Source organism: Streptomyces sp. R35, assembly GCF_041053035.1.
In the GTDB taxonomy this organism is placed as follows: Bacteria; Actinomycetota; Actinomycetes; order Streptomycetales; family Streptomycetaceae; genus Streptomyces; species Streptomyces lutosisoli.
In genome coordinates, this window is record NZ_CP163440.1 from 10,961,500 (window position 1) to 10,980,816 (window position 19,317).

Annotated in this window: 23 protein-coding genes and 4 pseudogenes; 20 read left to right on the forward strand and 7 right to left on the reverse strand. The window is 68.1% G+C overall.

The window, feature by feature from the left end; genetic code table 11:
* Nucleotides 1-109: 109 nt before the first annotated feature.
* On the forward strand, nucleotides 110-391 hold the full coding sequence (locus tag AB5J50_RS49475; RefSeq protein WP_369265052.1) for a hypothetical protein: 282 nt from the start codon (nucleotides 110-112) through the stop codon (nucleotides 389-391).
* Nucleotides 392-671: 280 nt separating this feature from the next.
* Here the strand turns inward: AB5J50_RS49475 and AB5J50_RS49480 are convergent, their stop codons facing one another.
* Nucleotides 672-1,301 carry a hypothetical protein gene (locus AB5J50_RS49480; RefSeq protein WP_369265053.1) on the reverse strand — a complete coding sequence of 210 codons (630 nt, stop codon included), beginning with the start codon at nucleotides 1,299-1,301 and terminating at the stop codon, nucleotides 672-674.
* 397 nt (nucleotides 1,302-1,698) lie between these two features.
* Between AB5J50_RS49480 and AB5J50_RS49485 the strand changes: the two genes are divergently transcribed.
* Together AB5J50_RS49485 and AB5J50_RS49490 are read left to right on the forward strand one after the other, a co-directional pair.
* A complete protein-coding gene (locus tag AB5J50_RS49485) occupies nucleotides 1,699-1,896 on the forward strand; it encodes a hypothetical protein (RefSeq protein ID WP_369265054.1) in 198 nt (65 codons plus the stop codon).
* Nucleotides 1,897-2,031: 135 nt separating this feature from the next.
* Complete coding sequence (locus AB5J50_RS49490; protein ID WP_369265055.1) at nucleotides 2,032-2,991, forward strand: hypothetical protein; 960 nt, start codon at nucleotides 2,032-2,034, stop codon at nucleotides 2,989-2,991.
* On the opposite strand, the gene AB5J50_RS49495 is transcribed toward AB5J50_RS49490, so the two are convergent.
* The 3 genes and pseudogenes from AB5J50_RS49495 to AB5J50_RS49505 form a co-directional block, all read right to left on the reverse strand.
* Nucleotides 2,978-3,397 carry a hypothetical protein gene (locus AB5J50_RS49495; RefSeq protein ID WP_369265056.1) on the reverse strand — a complete coding sequence of 140 codons (420 nt, stop codon included), beginning with the start codon at nucleotides 3,395-3,397 and terminating at the stop codon, nucleotides 2,978-2,980. The genes AB5J50_RS49490 and AB5J50_RS49495 overlap by 14 nt on opposite strands.
* A complete protein-coding gene (locus AB5J50_RS49500; protein ID WP_369265057.1) occupies nucleotides 3,394-3,909 on the reverse strand; it encodes a hypothetical protein in 516 nt (171 codons plus the stop codon). The genes AB5J50_RS49495 and AB5J50_RS49500 overlap by 4 nt, the downstream gene beginning before the upstream one ends.
* Before the next feature lie 53 nt (nucleotides 3,910-3,962).
* Nucleotides 3,963-4,166 (reverse strand): annotated as a pseudogene (locus AB5J50_RS49505) (hypothetical protein); the annotation flags it as partial.
* Between AB5J50_RS49505 and AB5J50_RS49510 the strand changes: the two are divergent.
* From AB5J50_RS49510 to AB5J50_RS49520, 3 genes and pseudogenes are all read left to right on the forward strand, one after another.
* A pseudogene (locus AB5J50_RS49510) lies at nucleotides 4,164-4,391 on the forward strand (hypothetical protein); the annotation flags it as partial. The pseudogenes AB5J50_RS49505 and AB5J50_RS49510 sit on opposite strands and share 3 nt — an antisense overlap.
* Nucleotides 4,392-4,470: 79 nt before the next feature.
* Entirely contained in the window at nucleotides 4,471-4,725 is a 255-nt protein-coding gene (locus AB5J50_RS49515) for a hypothetical protein (protein ID WP_369265058.1), read from the forward strand.
* A complete protein-coding gene (locus AB5J50_RS49520; RefSeq protein WP_369265059.1) occupies nucleotides 4,722-5,093 on the forward strand; it encodes a fic family toxin-antitoxin system, toxin component in 372 nt (123 codons plus the stop codon). The genes AB5J50_RS49515 and AB5J50_RS49520 overlap by 4 nt, the downstream gene beginning before the upstream one ends.
* A 163-nt stretch (nucleotides 5,094-5,256) precedes the next feature.
* On the opposite strand, the gene AB5J50_RS49525 is transcribed toward AB5J50_RS49520, so the two are convergent.
* Nucleotides 5,257-5,490, reverse strand: coding sequence for a hypothetical protein (locus AB5J50_RS49525; RefSeq protein ID WP_369265060.1), 234 nt, complete (start codon nucleotides 5,488-5,490; stop codon nucleotides 5,257-5,259).
* Nucleotides 5,491-5,543: 53 nt separating this feature from the next.
* On the opposite strand from AB5J50_RS49525, the gene AB5J50_RS49530 reads away from it, so the two are divergent.
* From AB5J50_RS49530 to AB5J50_RS49555, 6 genes and pseudogenes are all read left to right on the forward strand, one after another.
* Nucleotides 5,544-5,828, forward strand: coding sequence for a hypothetical protein (locus AB5J50_RS49530; RefSeq protein ID WP_369265061.1), 285 nt, complete (start codon nucleotides 5,544-5,546; stop codon nucleotides 5,826-5,828).
* 24 nt (nucleotides 5,829-5,852) lie between these two features.
* Nucleotides 5,853-6,205, forward strand: a pseudogene (locus AB5J50_RS49535) (DUF4265 domain-containing protein); the annotation flags it as partial.
* Between the two features lie 781 nt (nucleotides 6,206-6,986).
* On the forward strand, nucleotides 6,987-7,568 hold the full coding sequence (locus tag AB5J50_RS49540) for a hypothetical protein (RefSeq protein ID WP_369265062.1): 582 nt from the start codon (nucleotides 6,987-6,989) through the stop codon (nucleotides 7,566-7,568).
* A 128-nt stretch (nucleotides 7,569-7,696) separates the two neighbouring features.
* Nucleotides 7,697-7,846 (forward strand): hypothetical protein, encoded by a 150-nt coding sequence (locus AB5J50_RS49545; RefSeq protein ID WP_369265063.1) that lies wholly within the window; start codon nucleotides 7,697-7,699, stop codon nucleotides 7,844-7,846.
* Nucleotides 7,843-8,613 (forward strand): methyltransferase domain-containing protein, encoded by a 771-nt coding sequence (locus AB5J50_RS49550; RefSeq protein ID WP_369265064.1) that lies wholly within the window; start codon nucleotides 7,843-7,845, stop codon nucleotides 8,611-8,613. Before AB5J50_RS49545 ends, AB5J50_RS49550 begins: the two co-directional genes overlap by 4 nt.
* A gap of 451 nt (nucleotides 8,614-9,064) precedes the next feature.
* Nucleotides 9,065-9,658 carry a methyltransferase domain-containing protein gene (locus AB5J50_RS49555; protein ID WP_369265065.1) on the forward strand — a complete coding sequence of 198 codons (594 nt, stop codon included), beginning with the start codon at nucleotides 9,065-9,067 and terminating at the stop codon, nucleotides 9,656-9,658.
* Between the two features lie 120 nt (nucleotides 9,659-9,778).
* On the opposite strand, the gene AB5J50_RS49560 is transcribed toward AB5J50_RS49555, so the two are convergent.
* Nucleotides 9,779-10,519 carry an ABC transporter permease subunit gene (locus AB5J50_RS49560; protein ID WP_369265066.1) on the reverse strand — a complete coding sequence of 247 codons (741 nt, stop codon included), beginning with the start codon at nucleotides 10,517-10,519 and terminating at the stop codon, nucleotides 9,779-9,781.
* Between the two features lie 634 nt (nucleotides 10,520-11,153).
* Here AB5J50_RS49560 and AB5J50_RS49565 point away from each other — a divergent pair.
* From AB5J50_RS49565 to AB5J50_RS49585, 5 genes and pseudogenes are all read left to right on the forward strand, one after another.
* Nucleotides 11,154-12,590: a carboxylesterase family protein gene (locus tag AB5J50_RS49565; RefSeq protein ID WP_369265067.1), complete on the forward strand. Its 1,437-nt coding sequence runs from the start codon at nucleotides 11,154-11,156 to the stop codon at nucleotides 12,588-12,590.
* Nucleotides 12,591-12,645: 55 nt separating this feature from the next.
* Nucleotides 12,646-13,667, forward strand: a pseudogene (locus AB5J50_RS49570) (zinc-binding dehydrogenase).
* Between the two features lie 125 nt (nucleotides 13,668-13,792).
* Entirely contained in the window at nucleotides 13,793-14,413 is a 621-nt protein-coding gene (locus tag AB5J50_RS49575) for a TetR family transcriptional regulator (protein WP_369265068.1), read from the forward strand.
* A gap of 382 nt (nucleotides 14,414-14,795) precedes the next feature.
* Nucleotides 14,796-15,782, forward strand: a complete 987-nt coding sequence (locus AB5J50_RS49580) for an aldo/keto reductase (RefSeq protein ID WP_369265069.1) — start codon at nucleotides 14,796-14,798, stop codon at nucleotides 15,780-15,782.
* Nucleotides 15,783-15,939: 157 nt separating this feature from the next.
* Nucleotides 15,940-16,287 carry a putative quinol monooxygenase gene (locus AB5J50_RS49585; protein ID WP_369265070.1) on the forward strand — a complete coding sequence of 116 codons (348 nt, stop codon included), beginning with the start codon at nucleotides 15,940-15,942 and terminating at the stop codon, nucleotides 16,285-16,287.
* Nucleotides 16,288-16,297: 10 nt separating this feature from the next.
* Here AB5J50_RS49585 and AB5J50_RS49590 read toward each other — a convergent pair whose 3' ends face one another.
* On the reverse strand, nucleotides 16,298-17,122 hold the full coding sequence (locus AB5J50_RS49590) for a helix-turn-helix domain-containing protein (RefSeq protein WP_369265071.1): 825 nt from the start codon (nucleotides 17,120-17,122) through the stop codon (nucleotides 16,298-16,300).
* Nucleotides 17,123-17,366: 244 nt separating this feature from the next.
* Here AB5J50_RS49590 and AB5J50_RS49595 point away from each other — a divergent pair, with 244 nt between their 5' ends.
* The 3 genes from AB5J50_RS49595 to AB5J50_RS49605 all read left to right on the forward strand — a co-directional run bounded on the left by AB5J50_RS49595 (nucleotide 17,367) and on the right by AB5J50_RS49605 (nucleotide 19,292).
* Nucleotides 17,367-17,762 (forward strand): MmcQ/YjbR family DNA-binding protein, encoded by a 396-nt coding sequence (locus AB5J50_RS49595; RefSeq protein WP_369265072.1) that lies wholly within the window; start codon nucleotides 17,367-17,369, stop codon nucleotides 17,760-17,762.
* The gene (locus AB5J50_RS49600; protein WP_369265073.1) at nucleotides 17,759-18,127 is read left to right on the forward strand and encodes an MmcQ/YjbR family DNA-binding protein; all 369 of its coding nucleotides are present in this window, start codon (nucleotides 17,759-17,761) and stop codon (nucleotides 18,125-18,127) included. The genes AB5J50_RS49595 and AB5J50_RS49600 overlap by 4 nt, the downstream gene beginning before the upstream one ends.
* Before the next feature lie 250 nt (nucleotides 18,128-18,377).
* The gene (locus tag AB5J50_RS49605) at nucleotides 18,378-19,292 is read left to right on the forward strand and encodes an SDR family oxidoreductase (protein ID WP_369265074.1); all 915 of its coding nucleotides are present in this window, start codon (nucleotides 18,378-18,380) and stop codon (nucleotides 19,290-19,292) included.
* Nucleotides 19,293-19,317: the final 25 nt, after the last annotated feature.

A 19,317-nucleotide genomic window follows, 5' to 3' on the forward strand; every position in this document is an offset into this window, starting at 1 on the left:
GCCGGACATATGGCCGACCAAACGTACTCCGTCGGCGTCCAACTCCACGCTCACAAGGCCCACGCCGCCGCACGCATGGGAGACGCCCGCCTGGTCCGAGACTCCCTCGATGCCGGCCGCGCGAGACTTGACCGCCTCCCCAGGCCCCGACCACCCCGAACACCGCTTCATCATCGACCCGGACAAGTGGGAGTTCTACGAGATGGACGCCTACCGTCTCTTCGGAGATGACGAGCGCGCCGCCAACCATGCCCGCTCGGTGATCCGCATCAGCACCGGCCCCGACGGCACCGAGATCTCCCCCATGCGCGCCGCAGAAGCCCGCCTCACATCGGAGTTGCCGCCGCCCGCATGGGCGAGATCGAAGAAGCCATCGGCATGGGCACCATAGCCCTGGAAGCCGAGCGCAAGTCCCTCCCGTCCCTGCTTTGAGTCGCTGACAAGCTGGACAAGGAGCTACGGGCCAGGTGCCCACGCAAGGTCCACGCGCGACTTCCACGAACAGATCATGACGATCAAGCGAGGAGCCGCCAGGCCCGAGCTTCCGTTCTGAATCCCCGCTGGAGCCTTTGGTCTTCACTGCAGTGCACGTCTCCACCGCTGCCGGCCCTGTTCCGGAGTGTCGGAGACAGGGCGCCGTTGCAGCGGCATATCAGCCAACACCTGAGCGGTCAGGCCGCGTGGGCCGCTCCGGTGTCCGGCATGTGGAGGCTGGTGAGGGTCTGTTGGTAGATGTCGTCCATGGGCTTCTCCTGGCCCTTGTGGCCGATGCCAAGGATCACGATGCAGTGGTCGCCGTCCTTGACGAGGCGGATGGAGCCTGCGTCGCCGTCGCGGGTGGACAGATTCGCGTCGAGGGCGGGGCGGCCGTCGACCGTGGCCGGACGGGCGTCGGAACTGGTGAGCTTGTAGCCCGCAGAGTGGGCGTCCTCGTTCCAGCCGTCCACGAAGCCGTGAAGGCCGTCATCAAGGTCCATCCGACCGACGTCGGGCGCGTCGACGACCTCGAAGGCGAGCGGGCCGGAGTCGGTCCTGACCATGTAGACGCGAACGTCGGCACCGTCCTTTGCCTTGGTGAGCTGCTTCGTCGCCGGATTCCCGGGCAGGCGGATCTTGATGCCGCTCGGGGCGTCGGTGGTTTCCACCCATTGCGTGACAGAGGCATCACTCCGGTCATGGGTAACGGTGTGTGATGCCGCGGGTGCGGCGAACGCCGTGGCGGGCACCAGCACGCCCCCTGCGACCGTGGTGGTCACGGCGGCGAGCAGGGCAAGACGCTGGAAACGAGAACGCTGAGACATGGGAATTCACATCCTGTGACTGGAGGGAATGGGGATATGTCCATTACGCCCAGACCCTCGCGACGCGTCATGCCACTGGATCCCGTGACGCGAGAACCCGGGACTTGACAACCGTGCGCAACGTGGACCCCTAAACTCGCAGGTCGCGGCGGGTACGGCCGCCGACGGGGATACTCACGCCGTTCCAGCGGTGTGTTTTGCGGGCCGCGCCGGCCGGGAGAGCGTCGCGAGCCGAGGCCGGAACGTGAAGCGCATGATCGCTCGCACCACCCGGCGGGACATGACCTATGCGTGCCGCGCTCACGCCAGCACAGCACCGGCCCACAGACGGCGCCTCAGCCGTCGATCTCCTCTGCCAACGTCCTGACCAGCGAAGTTATTACCGCATGAGCAGAGGTTGACTGACATCAACTGGACGTACTTCAGCCCACCGACACTGATCGAACCGGGCGAGCGCACTGGCACATTCCGGCTCGGCGGCGACGACCTCATCAAGGACGAGCACGGCAACAGCAGGATCACCTTCGACGCGCAGCAACGGCAAGCCGAGATAGCAGCCAGGCGGGCCGAGCAGCGGGGGTTGTGGCCCTGCTAGCGTGCCGCCGTGCCTTCGGAGATACCCCAGCTCGTTGACGAGCTTGTTGCGCAGATGAGGTCTGGTTCGGCTCGCGGCTACCGGCTGGCTATGTCGCGGTTGGGGGACACCGCGCGTGCGGGAGGTCCCGCGAGTTTGACCGCCGCGGTCGAGGCCCTTGCGCCGTGGTTGGCGGGTTTGGCGGGCGACTTCGCCAAGACGGCCGTCCTGGCGGGGGCGTGCGTCGAGTGGGGCGGTTCACCAATGGCGCTGGCCAACGTGCTGCCACAGCGCGCTGCGGAAGCGATGATGCTCAACGATATGGTCCCGGGATGCTGGGCCGATGCGGCTCCCGGGCGGCCGCTGCCGGAGCAGGTGAGCGCCAGTACGAAGCAGCTGGTGCAGGCTCTTGTCACCCTGGCCAGACCGAAAGGGCGCCCGGACAAGGAGGACATGACCCGGGTCGCCATGTCCTGGTTCGACATGGAGGACTGGCTCAAGGCGCTGATCACCGTCTTGGGGCACGGTCCCTTCCGGGCAGCGGTGCCCACTGAGGTCAAGGCCGAGCTGCGGGAGTACGCGGCAGCGGTCGCCGACCGGTCGCAGCGCGCCGCCTGGGTCAGAGACCTGGCTGCCGTCCTCGACGACGAGCCTCTGGTGGTCCTCAACCCCCGTGCGCGTAGGGGGTATGCCCTCACGATGAGCGGTGTCGGGGACAACTTCCAGCTGCACACCCTGCTCGCAGACCGGCTCATCGGCGACTCCGACCAAGGCATGGTTTCAGGAGTGCGCCCCGACCGCCCGTGGGTCGAGGCGGCGACGGACGCCGACCCGTACCTGGGTCCCGATAATCCGGCGCTCCGCCGTTTCCGCCTTTTCGACGGCCATGGTGCTTACGTCTACCCGGAAGGGGTGCCCGCCGACATCAAGCCGCTCGATGGCACCCGCGTGCTGGTACTGCACCCACCGAACGGAGACTATGGCATGGGCGTCGGCCGGGTCTTCCAGAATATGATCCCCACCCTCAACCTTGATCGGGTCCTGGGACCGGACGAGGCGGAGTTCTGGCTCACCCGCATCGCCCCGGCCGTCGAGAACGACTTCATGGCTGACTGATAAATCCGCTCTGGGGCTGTCGTCGAAGCGTGAGGACCTCACCGTGGGCCGCGGCGAGGGCGGCTTGCAACTGGGCGACGTCTTCGCGGTGTTTGCGGCGCTCGGTGGAGAGTTGCTGAGTGAGGCGGCGGACCAGGATGCTGGCGGCTGCCTCGGTGTCGGGTTGGTGGCCGGCGTCGTCGGGGGCGGCATCGCGTCGTGCCCTGCGGAGGGCTTCGACCTGCGGGCGCAGGACAGGGCGCCGGTAGATGAAGTCGGTGGACACGTCAGCTGCCCTGGCAATCGAGGTCACGCTTACGGGGTTTCGTGTCTTGCGGGCTTCCTTCAGCGCCTTCTCGACGGCTTTCTTTGCGCGTTCTCGGCGTCGGCGGGCGGCAGTCGTCAGGGCTTCGACGCTTCGGTTCATGTGCCCTCCGCGGTGTTTTGGGTGGTGTCGGGCGAGAGGCGTCGCTGCGGAGCGCCGGCGCCGCGGACCGGCACGGTGGTGCCGTCGGAGCGGCGGATCCGTTCGATGGCGAGCAGGACGCCGGTGCGGGCGGCGACTTCCTCGGTTCGGCCGCTGAGCCAGATGTTGTCGTCGGTCATGGGCTCACCGAACCGCTGCGCGTGGGCACGCTGCCGGCAGTCGATCAGGTTCGTGGTCTCGTCGCGCTGCTGTTTGAGTACGTCGGCGAAGGTGGCGTCGGTGACGAACTTGGTGCAGGACAGGCAGGCGTTGCCCTTGTCGCAGGCTTGTCGGGGCGGCAGGGTGCAGTAGCCGTTGGGCAGGATCCGGTCGGTGCGCTGGTCCAGGGCAAGGGCTTCGAATATCTCCCGGGGGTCACGTTCGCAGGCCCGGCCGTCGGCGGTGATCTTCTTGTAGGGCAGGAATTCCTGCTCGGCGGTGGCGGACAGAGTGCGGGCGTCGTGCAGGAACATCGCCGGGTCTTGTGGCCCATGTAGCGCATGGCAACGTGCAGCGGTACGCCGGCGTTGAGCAGGCTGGTGGCCTTGGTGTGCCGGAAGGTGTGGGTCTTGGAGATCTTGATCAGGTGGTCCTGGTCGTCGCGCAGGTCGATGGCGGCGGCGAAGTCCGTCAGCCGCGGGCGGGCTGTCGTCGGCGGGTAGGGGCGGTCGCCGTTGCGGTTGTTGCGCTCGGCCAGGAACAGGTACTCATCGACGACCCCGGGTGTCACCTGATCAGCCTGCAGCTTGGTGGTGACCCCAACGACTACCGCAACCCGTGGGTGGAGTTCGCTGGCCCGGGCCCCCGGAAGGGTTTCGGGGGCAACAACAAGAAGGACCCGGTGGAGGCGAAGCTGCACACCGTGGTCTGCAAGGGCCAGGTCACCCTCGCCGCCGCCCAGCAGGCGATCGTCACCGACTGGACCACCGCACTCAGCCGCCTCGGCCTCGGCTGATCGCCCCCTGATCAGACTCCCGCTCCAGTGACGGCTGGATACTCAACCAATCTGCTACCACCCTGCTACCGTAGAGGCTATGGCCTCTCCGAAGAAGCAGACACAGGTCCGGCTGGAGCCGGAGGTACTCGAAGCAGGCAAAGCGGCTGCGGCCGCCCGGCGCCTGGACTTCAACCGGTACGTCGAACGCCTCATCATCGAGGACACCACTGGCGTCCGGGCCGCCGGCATGGCGGCCGCGCAACGCCTGATCGACGAGCACGGCACCTTCCTCGACGACCTGGAGCAGCAGCTCGACCAGCCCTACATCCAGCAGCCGGGTACTGCCGCGTGATCCTGCACATCGACGAGTCCTGGATCCTGGAAGCCGCCGAGCGGGCAGGGCAACGCGACCCGGGCGTCGACGACTACGGTGTGCCCGTCGCCGCCGTCGCCCGCCATCGCGGCGAACTCCTCGACCATCCCGTCTACGACGGCCCCTACGCGCGGGCCGCCGCCCTCGTGCACACCCTGGGCCGCTGCCGCTGGCTGGAGCGCTCCAACTTGACCGTCGCATGCGCTGTCGCCGTCATGTACCTCGAAGCCAGCAACATCCCCGTCAGCCCCACCCGCGAACAGCTCACCGCGCTCGCCCACGAACTGAACACCCCCCGCTGCACAGCCGCCAGAATCGCCGTGATCCTGCACACCTGGAAACCCTGAACTGGCGGCCTCCGGCCGGTCTCAGCCACTGGGGGCGCTGCCAATGGCGGTTGACCTGCTTGCACGTTCAAGGACGTCGCGCAGACCATCGTCAACGGAGAGGCCATCAACGACGTGCCGCGCGACACGTGGAAGCGGTGGCACCCGGGAACGTTCTTCGTGTTCAACGGGCCGCACCAGTGGTCCAGCCGGTCCCCGACTTACTGCCCTGGGGGATCGACTCCGGCGTCGCGGAGCTGCCCTGCCTGGACGTCGCGGCCGCCAACGCGCTGCTGGAGGAACAACCCCGTACGCGCAGGAACTGCTGGACGGCCTGTACGACGGCGGCGGTGATCTCGACTGGTCCGCCGACTCCGCCCGCACCGCCCGCAACATCAAGCGGCTGGTCTCGCGCCACCGCAGGCCGCAGGGCCCGCAGCGGATGCCGACCTGGTCGACTACGGCGAGATCGTGGCCCGCTTCCCGGAGGCGTACCAGCCGGAGGTCCTGCGCCACCCGCTGGACAAACCCGCCGGGGAGTGCGAGTGGATCACACGGTACCTCGACACCAACAAGCACTGGCACGAGGAGATCAAGAAGATCTTCGGGACCCCGTACAGCGATGGGAGCGGCACCAGTCTCCAGTTGCTGGGCGCAAGGCCTTGGTACCGGACCGTCCTCATGGGCGGAGGCCCCCGGCCGCTGCGGGAGTTCGCGGACTGGGACGCCGAACAGCGCCGACTGGCCGCCGAGTAGATCACCTCCACCAGCACGGACGCTGAAGGCTGGCTTCCTCAGGACACCGAGGGACTTGGGCCGCCTTGCTCAGCGAGGACGCCGCGCAGGTGCAGAACGTCCCGCTGCTCCAGGAGGGGGTGGCCGAAGGCGACGTCGTCCGATTCACCACGGATGCCGAGGGCCGGCACTGGGCGGTGGAACGCGTGGAAGCCTCCGGCAACTGCACGATCCGAGTCCTTCCGGTGCCCGCCGGACCGCTCGGACCGAGCGCGCAGGCTGTGCATGAGCGATTGTCGCCGTTCGGGCTGGGCGGCGAGGGCTTCAGTGACGAGTTCCCGTTGGTGGCGTTCAACGTGCCTGCGACCTCGGACCTCGCAGGCATAAAGTCGCTGCTTGTTCATAGAGTGGCTGATGGCTGTCGCCTCGCTCGACCGCCTGGCCCGAAACCGGCCCCGCGCCACAGAATGACATCTTCGTCCAAGGCGCCCCCTGTCGTCGTGAGGCGTTGTCTGGTGGGTTGATCTTTTCCCATGCCTCTGACAACGGCTGAGGTATGAGGCGGTGCGATGAGAATCGGACGCCGGCAGACAGCGACTGGAGGCGCCTGGAGTGAGTTGAGGGGAGTGGAACGCCGTGATGTTCGATCCTTTTCCGATGACGCATCATGTGGAGTGCGTTGCGGTGCTTGAACCGGTCGCGAAGGGCGCCTGACCTGCGGTTTTAGTCGTGCGCAATATGTGCGGTGTGGGCGTTGCGTGTGGTATCTTGACGCTCATTTGACGCTCGTTCTGATGGGGCGTCAGGTCTTCTGTTTCGCTGGTCAGGCGAGCTGCTGCCCATGCGACTATGGCAAGGCGTTGGGAGGTTATGGCGCTGAGCACAGTTGGTGGTCCACGCGGGCGGAACGGTCGGCCGATTCTTCGTCTTCTGGCGGTACGCGCCGACCGCCTTGATTTGCCTGCCGCGATGGCGGCCGTAGGGCTGACCAGGTTGAACTCCCAGGACGGTTCCAGCGGTTAGGTGTCGTGGAGATGCCGTTGAACGCGTGGGCGGCTCAGGCTGACAGTACGAAATGGTGACATGCCGCGCCGTAGGCCCCATTATGGGTGGGTGATGGGGGGAACATCGCGCGCTTTCCGTGTGCGCCGCCGTGGCCACGTGCCGCCTGTGGCGGTGATGGCCGCTGTCCGCGCGGGGTTGTTTTCCGTGCTGGGTACCGTCGTCACGGTGATTGTTCATGATCTGGCCTTCGAATCGAGCCCGTCCCGGCTCGTCAAGGTGCTGGCGGCGTGTTTCCTGTTCGCCGTAGCGCTGCCCGGTGCCGGGGGCGACAAGTCGCTGCGTATGCAAGTGGTGTTGGCGTTCGGCTGTCAGGCCGCCATCGGGTACTGGTTCGTCCTTGCCGACAGCTCTGTCACGTTCCGCGCACATGCACTGCTGCCGTCTGCTGTTCTTGCCGGGTGGCCCGTGGTGGCCGGCCACACCGTGCTGGCCCTGCTGTGCGCGGTCCTGCTCCAGGGGCTCGACAACAGTTGGCGCCGCGTGCTGTACGCAGCCGAGGAGGAGTGGTGCGCGTTGCGCGCGCTGCTGCGCCGGCTCCTGGCTCCTGGCTGTACCCCGTATGAGGTAACAGAGTTCGGCGCTGCCTGGCGCGTGAGCTCCGGGCCGACGCGGGCTCCCCCGGCTTCGGTTCTGTTGGCCGGCGCGGTAGTGCGCCGCGGCCCGCCGCGTCTTCCCCTGCCGTACGCCGCCGCCTGACCTGTCACGGCGGTACCCGTACGGCTTCCGATGTGTTCACCCGTCCCTGTCGAGGACGGTTCTGTTCGCCATTTCCGGTACGCGGGCTCCGCGCGAGTCCGCGTCAGGGGGGAAGTCTTGTGACTCGCATGTCTCGTGCGACGCGCGCGCTCGCGCCCGTCGCGGTGATCGGGGCGGGCCCGTACGGTCTGTCCACTGCCGCGCACCTGAAGGGGGGCCGTACGTACACGCTGTGCACCGGGCACGTCCTGGCGGCCAGGGAAGGGCAGGGCCGATGAAGGCCGCAGCAAGGGCAAGGTCGGCGGTGAAGTCCGGGGTCAAGCGGCTCCTGGGACGTGCCGGATTCGACATCGTGCGCAGCACCACCCCTCAGGGCGGGGTGGACGACTTCATCCCGTTCGAGGCGACGATGCGGGCCGCGCGGGCAGCCGGTCTGCCGGTCGGTGACTACATCGACGAGGCCATGAACGGCACTCCCGGCGCCACCCGGTCCACCATCGACGAACTCCGCGCACTCGGCGTCTTCGCCGCCGCCCCGGACACGGTCCTGGAGATCGGCCCCGGCTCCGGGCGGTACCTGGAGAAGACGCTGAAGGAGTGCTCACCGAGCCGCTACGAGATCTACGAGACGGCGGCGCCCTGGGCGAACTACCTGGTGGACACCTTCGGCGTGGTCGCCCAACCGGTGACGGGATTCAGCCTGGACGCGACAGCTGACGACAGTGTCGATCTCGTCCAGGCCCACAAGGTCTTCAACACCCTGACCTTCCTCGGCACTTGCCGCTATTTCTTCGAGATGGCACGCGTCACGCGCCCCGGCGGCCGGATCGTCTTCGACGTTATGACGGAGGGCTGCCTGGACCCGGCCGCGATGCGCGCCTGGGCGAGGCAGGGCGGCGCGGGGCACGACTCCTTCCCTGCCGCCCTGCCTCGCCGGACCTGCGTGGACCTCTTCGCGGACCTCGGCTGCGACCTGGAAGGCAGCTTCCTGGCACCCCTAGGGGTCGCCTCCACGGAAGTGCTCGTCTTCAGAAAGACGGCCTGACCCTCAGCAAACCGCTGCTTGCCAACCGGCGGGGGACTTGTCACGCGGAGCCTCTGCGGCTCGGCGTACATGTCCCCGTCGGCCCCCGTCAGCGCCGCTGACACGCCACGCGCCAATGTCTCACAGCACATCCTCGACCAACGCCTCTCGAATCGCGCGCAGTTGGCTTGCGACGTCATGGAGGAGTCGGGCATGGGGCGTTTGCCAGTGCGTTGCGAGGGGCTTCCAGGCGTGGGGTGACGTGAATTTCCCGGCTCAGCGGGATGGCCCGCAGAAATCGACGAACTTTGCAATGGAGGTACAAATGTCCGCACTAGCCACAGCTCGCGGCGGAGTGAATCGAGTGTTGCGCCCCTTTGGGGTGCAGATAGTCCGTGGGCACAGCGATGACCCGGCGATCCAGCCGTTCCTATCCGCTCGCAAGACATTGGCTGCGGCCCGTCGGGCGGGAATGTCCGTCGAGGACTACATCGACCGCTACAGCGCAGCTCCCGGCGCGACCGTCGAGACCGTGGACGCCTTACTGAGGCTGGCGGATTTCCGCGAGAAGGTGGAGCGCGTATGCGAGATCGGTGCGGGGTCGGGCCGGTACGCGGCCCGGGTGATCATCTCCGAGTACCCGGACACCTACGAGATCTACGAGACCGCGGGGGACTGGCTGCCCCGTCTGAGGTCGCTGCCGAACGTGGTCCTGCAGCCCGCCGATGGGCATACTCTGAGCGCCACCCCCTCCGGGTCGGTGGATCTCGTGCACGCCCACAAGGTCTTCGTCTACCTCCCGCTGGTCGTGACCATCGGCTATCTCGACGAAATGGCCCGGGTCGTGCGACCGGGCGGGATCGTCGCGTTCGACGTGGTGAACGAGGATTGCCTCGATGACCAGATGACGAAGAACTGGGTCTCCAGCAGGGCGACCCTCTACGGCATGATCTCGCGCTCGTGGCTTCTCGAGCGCCTGGCTCAGCATGGCCTGTCCCTGGTGGGCAGCCATTTCGTGCCGCTCAGCGGCGGGCGGACCGAACTGCTCGTGTTCCGGCGGGCGTAAGCACGGCGGTGTTCCGGGACGGTCGAGACCCGGAACGGCTGTCTCTGCGCGTGGTTGGCCGAGCCTCCCCCGGGAATCGGCCAACCAACGGGCGGTGCCGCCGTCCGGCTGTCGCGCTGATCAGGACAGGTCGCGGCGCATGCTCGTGGTGACGGCGAGGACCGCGAACACGAGCGTGTAGAGCGCCAGGACTCCGGCGCCGCCCCAGCGGGGCAGCAGGTCGTTGTTCATCATGGGTTCGGCGGCGGCGCCGAGGGCCTGGCCCGCGTTGAAGGGCAGCCACCGTGCGAGGTCGCCCAGCAGCTGGCCGACGATGCCCTCGACCAGGGCGACCCAGGCCAGGGCGGCGGCGATCGCGCCGATGAGGTTGCGTGCCAGCGCTCCGACGCCGACGCCGATGGCGGCGAACGCCGCGCTCCAGACGATGCCGCCGCCGATCGTCGTCCACATCTGGGTGTCCGCCCAGTCGAAGGAGGCGTCCTTGCCCGCCCACCACGCGGCCGCGACCACGATGCCCACCAGCGCCGCGACCACTCCGGCGACGGCGCCGAGGACCGCGTACACCACGAGCTTCGCCCCGATGGCGGGGCCGCGCGCAGGAGTGGTGAGGTAGGTGTCGGTGATCGTCCGATGCCGGTACTCCCCGGCCACCGCGAGAATCCCGAATACGAGGGTGAACAGCGAGGCCAGGCCGACGTGGGCGAGAGCCTGGCTCTGCGCGACCGCGTCGAGCGGCTTGTCGCCGGAGACGACCAGGCCGCTGGTGCCCGCGGCGACCAGCAGGGGCGAGGCGGCGAGGAGCAGCCAGGGGCTGCGGACCGTGCGCAGTTTCAGTGCCTCGGTACGGATCAGGATGTACATGTCGCTTGCTCCTTGTGCTCAGCTGCGGGCCGACGCCGCGGCGGTACCGGTGTCCGGGGCCGAGGTGAGCCGGAGGAACGCGGCTTCACTGGTGGAGTGTCGGTATTCGAGGGTTGCAGTATTCGCCCACACGGCGACCACTCCCACACCCGGCCCGGTCGCGGTGACAAGGCGTACAGCTCTCACCGCAGCGGGCGCTGTTTGCGCGAAGACGCCGGATCAGGAAGGAGAGACGGACCTCTTGCGGTGAACCCGCTTGGGCGCCCGCGCTCCGGTGGGGGCCTTCGTCCTCTGCTACCGCGTCGTACGGACCCCTCTCAGCAGCGGCAATCCCGCACGACAGAAGGCTCACCCGGCGCTACGAGGTTCACCACGCCGGTACAGCACCGATGTGCTGCATAACCCCGCGGAGGCCGGGCTGGCCCCGTTCGCCGACGATCCGGCCGTCGGCCATGTAGTAGACGCTCATGGCCTGCACCGAGTCTTGTTGCCGAAGTGTCACCTGATGACCACCGGCTGACCGCCACCTGCCGGGCGCTCTGTCGGATCCCGGGAAACGATGGGAGACGTCACCGCGAGCAACCAGCAGCCGAAGCACCGCGCGAACACCCGAACCGCGCTGGAAGGACACGTCATGACCGCGACCGCTCCCAAGGCTCCGACTGCACCAGGGGTGCGGTCCTGGTGGGGAATCCCGTACGCCACTGCCGAGCGGTATCGCCGACCCGTGGTCGCGGAGTTCGATCCGGACCTCCCCTATGACCGCAAGGGCGTCGTCTCCATCCAGCCCGACAGCGGCGACTGGCTCGAAGCGGACAGCGGGATGGGCGAGGACTGCCTGAACCTGAACGTGTGGGCTCCCGAGCAGCCGGCCGACAAGGCGCTGCCGGTGGCCGTGTACATCCACGGCGGCGGATTCGAGTACGGCGCGAACACCCAGATCACCTCCAACGCCTCCGGTCTCGCGGCGACAGGGCGTGTGGTGGGCGTGTCGATCAACTACCGGCTCGGCGCGCTGGGTGCGCTCTCGCTGTCGCAGTACGGCGGGCGGCTGGCGGAGGCCAGCAACCTCTTCCTGCAGGACGTCATCGCCGCGCTCACCTGGATCAAGCGGAATATCGCCCACTTCGGCGGCGACCCCGACAATGTCACCGTCTACGGCCACAGCGGTGGCGCCTACTCCACCTTCGGGCTGCTGGGTGCCTCCTCCGCCGACGGCCTGTACCGGCGTCTGGCCGGTTTCTCCGGCGGGCCCGCTCGTAGCATCCCGGCCTGGTGGGCAGAGGAACTCGCGCACCGGTTCGCCACCGAACTCGGCGTCGCGGACAACCCGGAGAAGCTGCTCGACCTCGACGCGACCTCCCTTGGGGACGCCCTGCGCAAGGTCGCCCCGACGGATCTCGGCGTCCGCGGCGGGGTGGACAACAAGGCCACCGGCGTCGTCCTGGACATCGGGCAGCCCGGCGCAATGGTGCACGCCCACCCCATGGATGTCCTGGCCTCGGGCGCACACCGCGATGTCGACGTGCTGCTGAGCATGGCCAGCGACGACATGGGCTGGTGGGTGGCGAACGACCTCGACCGGTTCGACCCGCACACTCTCGACGCCGTCACCGACGAGGTCGCGACGTGGCGCATTTCCCGCTCGCGCGCCAAGAAGCTCGTCGATGCCTACGACCAGGGTGGCCGTAAGCCGGTCGAGGTCCGCGCCGCCCTCATGGCGGACTACCTCTTCGCGCTGCCCGCGGCCCGCGGTGCCCTGGCGCACGCCGCCGCGGGCGGCAATGCCCATCTCCTGATGATCGGGCCCGCCGAGGGTGCGCCCGCGTACCACGGCACTGAGATGTACGGCCTGGTCGGCCAGGAACAACAGGGTCGCAGCGCGGAGCAGGCCGAGCGTGACACGCGTATCCGCGACATCGTGCTCGACTTCGCCACCGGCGAGCAGTCCCGTCTGTGGCCCGCCGTCACGGACCGGCCCACCTCGGAAAGCGTCGGCAACCCTCCCTTCGAGGCCACTGCCCACTACGAGGCGGCCCTCGACCTGTGGGAGGGCATCGACCGCCCCTGACAGACGGCGGGCGATCCGGAACAACGCAGGGCACAGACAGAGTAAGGAAGTCGGCATGAGCCAACCAACAGCAGCCGGCGACTCCGCACCAGCAACCATGCGGGCCGTCGTCGTCACCCACCCCGGCGGCCTCGACGCACTGGAGATCAAGGACGTGCCGGTGCCCGCCCGTAAGCCCGGCTGGGTACGGATCAAGGTCAAGGCGTTCGGCGTCAACGAGTCCGAGGTCACCACCCGCAAGGGCGAGTCGGACGCGGAGGTCACCTACCCGCGTATCCCCGGCATCGAGGGCGTCGGCGTGGTCGACGAGGCAGACGAGCCCAGCGGGCTGCGGCCGGGCCAGCAGGTCGCGACCATGATGGGCAACATGGGCCGCTCCTACGACGGCGCCTACGCCCAGTACGTGACCGTCCCCGCCGGGCAGGTCATCCCGTTCGAGACGGACCTGCCGTGGGACGTTGTCGGCGCACTGCCGGAGATGTTCCAGACCGCCTACGGATCCCGGACCCACGGCCTGGACCTCAAGGCCGCGCAGACGCTGCTGATCCGCGGCGGCACCTCCACGGTCGGGCTGAGCGCGGCGACGATAGCCAAGGAGATCGGCGCCACCGTCATCTCCACCACCCGCAACTCCGACCGCGGCGACGAGCTGCGGGCGATGGGCGTCGACCACCCGGTCGTGGACGACGGGCGGATCGCCGACAAGGTCCGCGACCTGGTACCGCAGGGTGTCGACGCGGCGCTGGAACTGGTGGGCTGCACCGCCCTGCCGGACACCTTCGGATGCGTACGGGTGCACGGCACCGTCTGCTTCACCGGCGCTCTGGCCGGCGGCTGGTCCATTCCCGACTTCACCCCGTTCATGATCCCCAGCGGGGTGAAGCTGACCAGCTACGCGGGCGAGCCGCCGACCTGCCGCCCCAGGTGTTCCAGCAACAGCTCCAGGCGATCGCCGACGGCCGGCTCAAGACCCCGGTCGCCAAGACCTACCGCGGTCTTGAGCAGGTACGTGACGCCCAGGCTGACGTCGAGTCCGGTACGACGCCCGGCAAGCACGTGGTGCTCCTCGACGACTGAAGAAGCACCGACCATCCCGCACCGGGTTCGTGGCCGTTCCGCGTTTCCAGATCGCCCGCCCCCCGGAGGGAAGATCTGATTGCAGGGCTGGCAAACCGAACGGTTTGGTCGTCTATCGTGTCCCTATGCCTCGCTCCGCCGTCTCCCGTAAGACCTCGAACTCCTCGACCGCCGACACCCGGCAGCGGATCCTCGCCGCAGCGAAGGATGAGTTTGCCCGCTACGGCATCGCCGGCGCCCGAGTGGACCGCCTCGCCAAGCAGGCGCGGACCAGCAAGGAACGGGTCTACGCCTACTTCAGCAGCAAAGAGGCCCTCTACCACCACATCGCCGGGCACGAGACGGCCGCGCTCATCGAGGCCACCCGCATGGACCCGGCGGACCTGCCCGGCTATGCCGGCATCCTCTTCGACCACTTCACGGCCCACCCGGACCACTATCGGCTCATCACCTGGGGCCGCCTCGAACTCGCCGACGGCGAAGCCGACAGCGACACGGTCGACGCCATGCTGACCACCATCACTGGCAAGGTCGAACAGCTCCGCGACGCGCAGCGCGCCGGCCTGATCGATCCCGCCTGGGATCCGGTCGATGTGCTCGCCCTGATCAACCAGATCGCCACCACCTGGGCAGGTCAGCCGGAGATCGGCGCCGCCGCGGCCAAGCTGGCCGCGGACACCTCCGTCGGCGCACGCCGCGCGGCCCTGGTCGCCGCCGTCGAGCGCCTGTTCCCCCGCCCACGCTGAGCCTCAGACCGCCGAACTCCGAAAAATCTGCATCGCGCTTCCGCACTGCTACAGCAGACCCGCGAGCCAGGCGCCATCACCGAGGGTGAGTGCGGCGCAGGCAGCTACTCCCGGGAAGACGATAAGCGGCAGCGTGCCGTCCCCGGCTTTTCTATGCTTCTTCGACGATCAGCAGCCATGGCGATCCGGTCCCACGCACCGGCGATCCCGCGCAGGGCGAATTCGGGCTTGGCGGCACTCACGATGCGGTCACGGATCGAGTCTGCGCGGGTTGAGGAGCTCATGCTTGCGAACCATCCGACCAAACCGTTCGGTTTGACGCTGGAGAATGCTCCGCGTAGGCTTCAAACCGAACTGTTTGGTTTTATGTCAGGAGATTCGCATGCATCACAGGACACTCGGCACCCAGGGCCTGACCGCCTCGGCGATCGGCTACGGCTCGATGGGCCTGACCATGGCCTACGGCCCCGGCGACGAGGAGGCGGGTATCGCCGCCATCCGCCGCGCCCACGACCTGGGCGTCACCTTCTTCGACACCGCCGAGCTCTACGGCTTCGGCACCGGCTCCAACGAGATCCTGGTCGGCAAGGCGGTCAAGGACTTCCGCGACGAGGTGGTCCTGGCCACCAAGTTCGGTTTCGACCTGTCCGACCTGTCCCAGGGATTCGGCGGCCTCAACAGCCGCCCCGACAACATCCGCAAGGTCGCCGACAACAGCCTGCGCTACCTGGGCGTCGACCAGATCGACGTCTTCTATCAGCACCGGGTCGACCCGGACGTGCCGATCGAGGAGGTCGCGGGCACCGTCAGCGAGCTGATCGACGCGGGCAAGGTGAAGTACTTCGGCCTGAGCGAGGCGGGCCCGGAGACCATCCGCAAGGCACACGCCGTCCAGCCGGTCTCGGTCCTGCAGACCGAGTACTCGCTCTTCGAGCGCGAGGTCGAGCAGCTCTTCCCGCTGCTCCAGGAGCTCGGCATCGGCTTTGTTCCCTATTCGCCCCTCGGCCGCGGCTTCATCACCGGTACCGCGAAGCCCGCGGGACAGTACGACGCCACCGACATGCGCAACTCCGATCCGCGCTGGCAGCCCGGCAACTTCGAGAAGAACGTGGACGCCGTTGACCGGCTCGGCAAGCTGGCCTCCGCCAAGGGCATCACCGTCTCCCAGCTCGCCCTGGCCTGGCTGCTCGCCCAGGGCGACCAGATCGTCCCGATCCCGGGCACCCGCAGCGCCGCCCGCATGGAAGAGAATGCCCGCGCCGCCGACGTCGCCCTCACCGAGGCCGATCTCGCCGCGATCCGCGAGATCCTCCCGAACGGCGGATTCGGCGCCCGCTACGCCGAAGAGCATGCCCCCAACTGGGTCTGACCGTCAGCGACCTGGAGCGCATCAAGGAGATCCTCCCCAAGGGTTCAGCGAGCAAGCCGCTACCCGGCCGCTCTGCTCGACGCCTTCACCACCGGCTGAGGTCCGAACCGCCCTGCTTTTCCGCCGAACACACGCCCAATTCCTCTCTGGAGAAACCATGAGCAACCAGATCGAAAACCTGTTCCACTACCGCGTCAAGTCCGGAATGGAGGAGCAGTACCAGGCCTATCTGGACAAGGTCCTGCCGGTAACCCAGGAGCAGGAGCCGTACATCCTGGCCTACGAGATCTCCCGGGGCAGTGACGGCAGCTACTTCCAGCGCGAGCTCTACGAGAACGAGGAAGCCGTCTGGAAGCACATGGCGCTGACCGCCGAGGGCCAGGCCGACTTCGCCGCCTCCACCGAGATGATCGAACTCGTCATCCTGGGCGAGCTCAGCGAGAAGTTCCGCGACACCTACTCCATCACCACCACCTACACGCCCTTCCGTCAGATCACGCGCTGACACGGCACAGCTACCCGCGTGTTGCATCCCGGGCCGCGAAGGCGGCCGGGGTGAGGCCGGTGCGGTCGCGGAAGAAGCGGCCGAAGTTCGCGGGGTCGGTGAAGCCGAGGTGGACGGCCACGGTCCGGGCATCCCACCGGGCGTTTCCCAGCAGGCGCCGTGCTTCCAGGAGGCGTCGCTCGTCGATGAGCTCACGTACCCCCTTGCCGGTGGCGTCCCGGGCGGCGCGGCTGAGAGTACGGACCGAGCAGCCAAGCAACTCCGCGTAGTCCGCGGCCCGGTGCAGTTCGCGGAAGTGCAGTTCCAGGGCGTCCGCGAACCGTTCGTATGTGTCACCACGGCTTCTGCCGGCACTCGTGTCGGCGGTGGCGATCCCGGGGGCGTTGGCGAGACGTAGCAGCAGCGATTCGAGCAGGCTGCGCCGCAGGGCGTGGTGGACGTCGAGGGGTCGGCGCCCGAGTGCGCGGTGTTCGTCCAGAAGCTGGAGTGCCGTCTGCTGGAGCCAGGCGGCGTCGTCGTGGTCCGGGCTCAGCACGGCAGGAGCCTCGTGCGCGGTCAGCGGGGCCAGCAGGCGGGCGATGTCGGGCCGCAGCACGTCCGGCTCGAACAGGATGAAGGTGCCGCGGGCCGCGCCGGGCGGATGCCAGCACTGCGCATGCCCGGGACGCACCCACAGCCACTGGCTGGCGGCCACGGTCCGCGTGACGTGGTCGACGTCGTGCAGCAGCTCGCCCTCGGTGACGGCGATGAGGTAGTGGAAGGTGGCGCGGCCCGGACGGGGCGGGTTCCACGGCCAGTCGTCGTGCTGGGCGAAGAAGTCCTCGACGGTACTCACTTCAAGGCCGTAGGGAGTCCCGACCGGGGGCTGGAAACCGTACAGCGGAACCGCGGCCGGTCCGGCCTGCCCGCTCGGCCCGCTCGGTCCGGAGTGTCGCTTGTCGACCATCACGTGTCCGCAGCCTACCGTCCTTCCCGTCGACTTCGACGCAAGGATGGGACGTGCCCGCGCGCCCGCGCGGCCTGCCCTCCGCCTCCTTCGACGCCACAAGTCCGTCACCACCTGGGAAGGCTCACCACCCATGAACGGATCGGCCCTGCACAAGACCGCCGCCGACTGCGCGGAGGAACTCCCCGGAGCCCAGCTGGAGCACCCCTTCGGCCCCGACTGGGAGGTCTACAAGGTACGCGGCAAGGTGTTCATGCTGATGACCGAAGTCCCGGGGCGTCCCGTCGTGATCCTCAAGGCGGACCCCGGCGAGGCCCACGCCCTGCGGGAGCAGTACAGCCACATCACCCCCGGCTACCACATGAACAAGAAGCACTGGATCACCCTGGAGAGCGGAGAAGGCGTCGACAAGAAGCTGATCGAGGAGCTCGTCACCGACTCCTACCGGCTCGTCGTCTCCCATCTGCCCAGGGCCGAGCGGCCCGTCGACCCGCACACCTACGGCACCGGCACGCGGGCGGCCCGGTGAGCGCGGCCGGTGACCGCCTCCAGGACACCGCCCGCCAGGCGGCCATGGCCCTCCCCGACGTCAGCCACGGCTACCCCTTCACCCCCAGGCTCGACGTGTACAAGGTCGCGGACAAGGTGTTCCTGATCGTCACCGACGACCCGAACGAGCAGATCATCACGATCAAGTGCGAACCCGAACACGCCCGCGCCCAAGTACTCGGCTACGCCTCGATCACACCGGGCCGCTACCTCGACAAACGCCACTGGATCTCCCTCGGTCCTGGACCCGGCATCACCGAGCGACTGGTCACCGACGCGGTCGAGGATTCCTACGACCTGGTCGCCGAGCGGCTGCCGCGACACGACCGCCCCGGTGCCCGATGAGCACCGCGAGCTTCCTCGCGAACAGCTGAACTCTCGCTCGTCAGCGGCCTGTGCAACGGCTCGTCCCGTTCGCGCCCGCCCGCCTACGCCTCCCAAAGCTGGAAGAGGTCGCCAGGAGAACCCCCTCCTGGCCGCGGACGCTGATGCTCGGCCCGCATGGTCGCCCGCAGCGCCTCAGCTCCACCATCCTGCGGGGCCGGCCGGCGTCGGGACGACCAACATCGCCCGGCTCCTCGCGGACGGCAGCGACGTGGCCTTCGAGCCGGTGCCAGCCGCCTGCTCCGGCGCGGCCGAACCGCTCCAGACCGCCGATGGTAAGTTGATCGACTTGCCTTGTGGATGGTGCGGGGGCTACCTTCAGGTGGTGAGTCCATCGACTTACCTTACGACTCGGCAAGGAACAATGAACATGAATCGTCTTGCGGGCAAGCGCGCCCTCATCACCGGCGGCACGAGTGGGATCGGTCTGGAGACCGCGCAGCGTTTTATCGCGGAGGGGGCCGACGTGCTGGTCACGGGGGTCACCCCGGCCAGCATCGAGAAGGCGCGGCAGATCCTTGGGGACAAGGTGCCGGTGGTGCAGGCCGATGCGCGCGATCTTGATGCGCAGCGCGGCTTGGCGGAGCGGGTGCGTGAGCACTTCGGGAAGCTGGACGTGGCGTTCCTGAACGCCGGTGTCTCGGACTGGCGGCCGTTCGAGGACCACACGGAGGACAGCTTCGACCGGCTCTTCGACATCAACGTCAAGAGTGTCTTCTTCCTCATGCAGGCCCTCGTGCCCGTGCTGGCCGACTCGTCCTCGGTCATCCTCAACGCGTCCAACAGTGCGCACGGCGGTTACGGGCAATCGAATGCCTACGCCGCGACGAAGGCGGCCGTCGGTTCCCTGATGCGGTCGTGGAACGCGGACCTGCTCAGGTCGCACGGCATCCGGTTCAACGCGGTAAGCCCCGGCCCGGTGAACACCCCGCTGTACTCGAAGCTCGGGATCGAGGATCCCGCACAGCAGGCGGCGGTTCTGGAGGCGATCAGCTCCGGCATCCCTCTGGAACGCATGGGTATGCCCGGGGAGGTCGCGGAAGCCGTCGTGTACCTGGCCTCAGATGTCTCCGCCTTCACCGTGGGCCAGGACCTTATCCTGGACGGTGGCCAGACCGTTCTCTGACAGCGAGGTGCGGCTGGGAGACGGG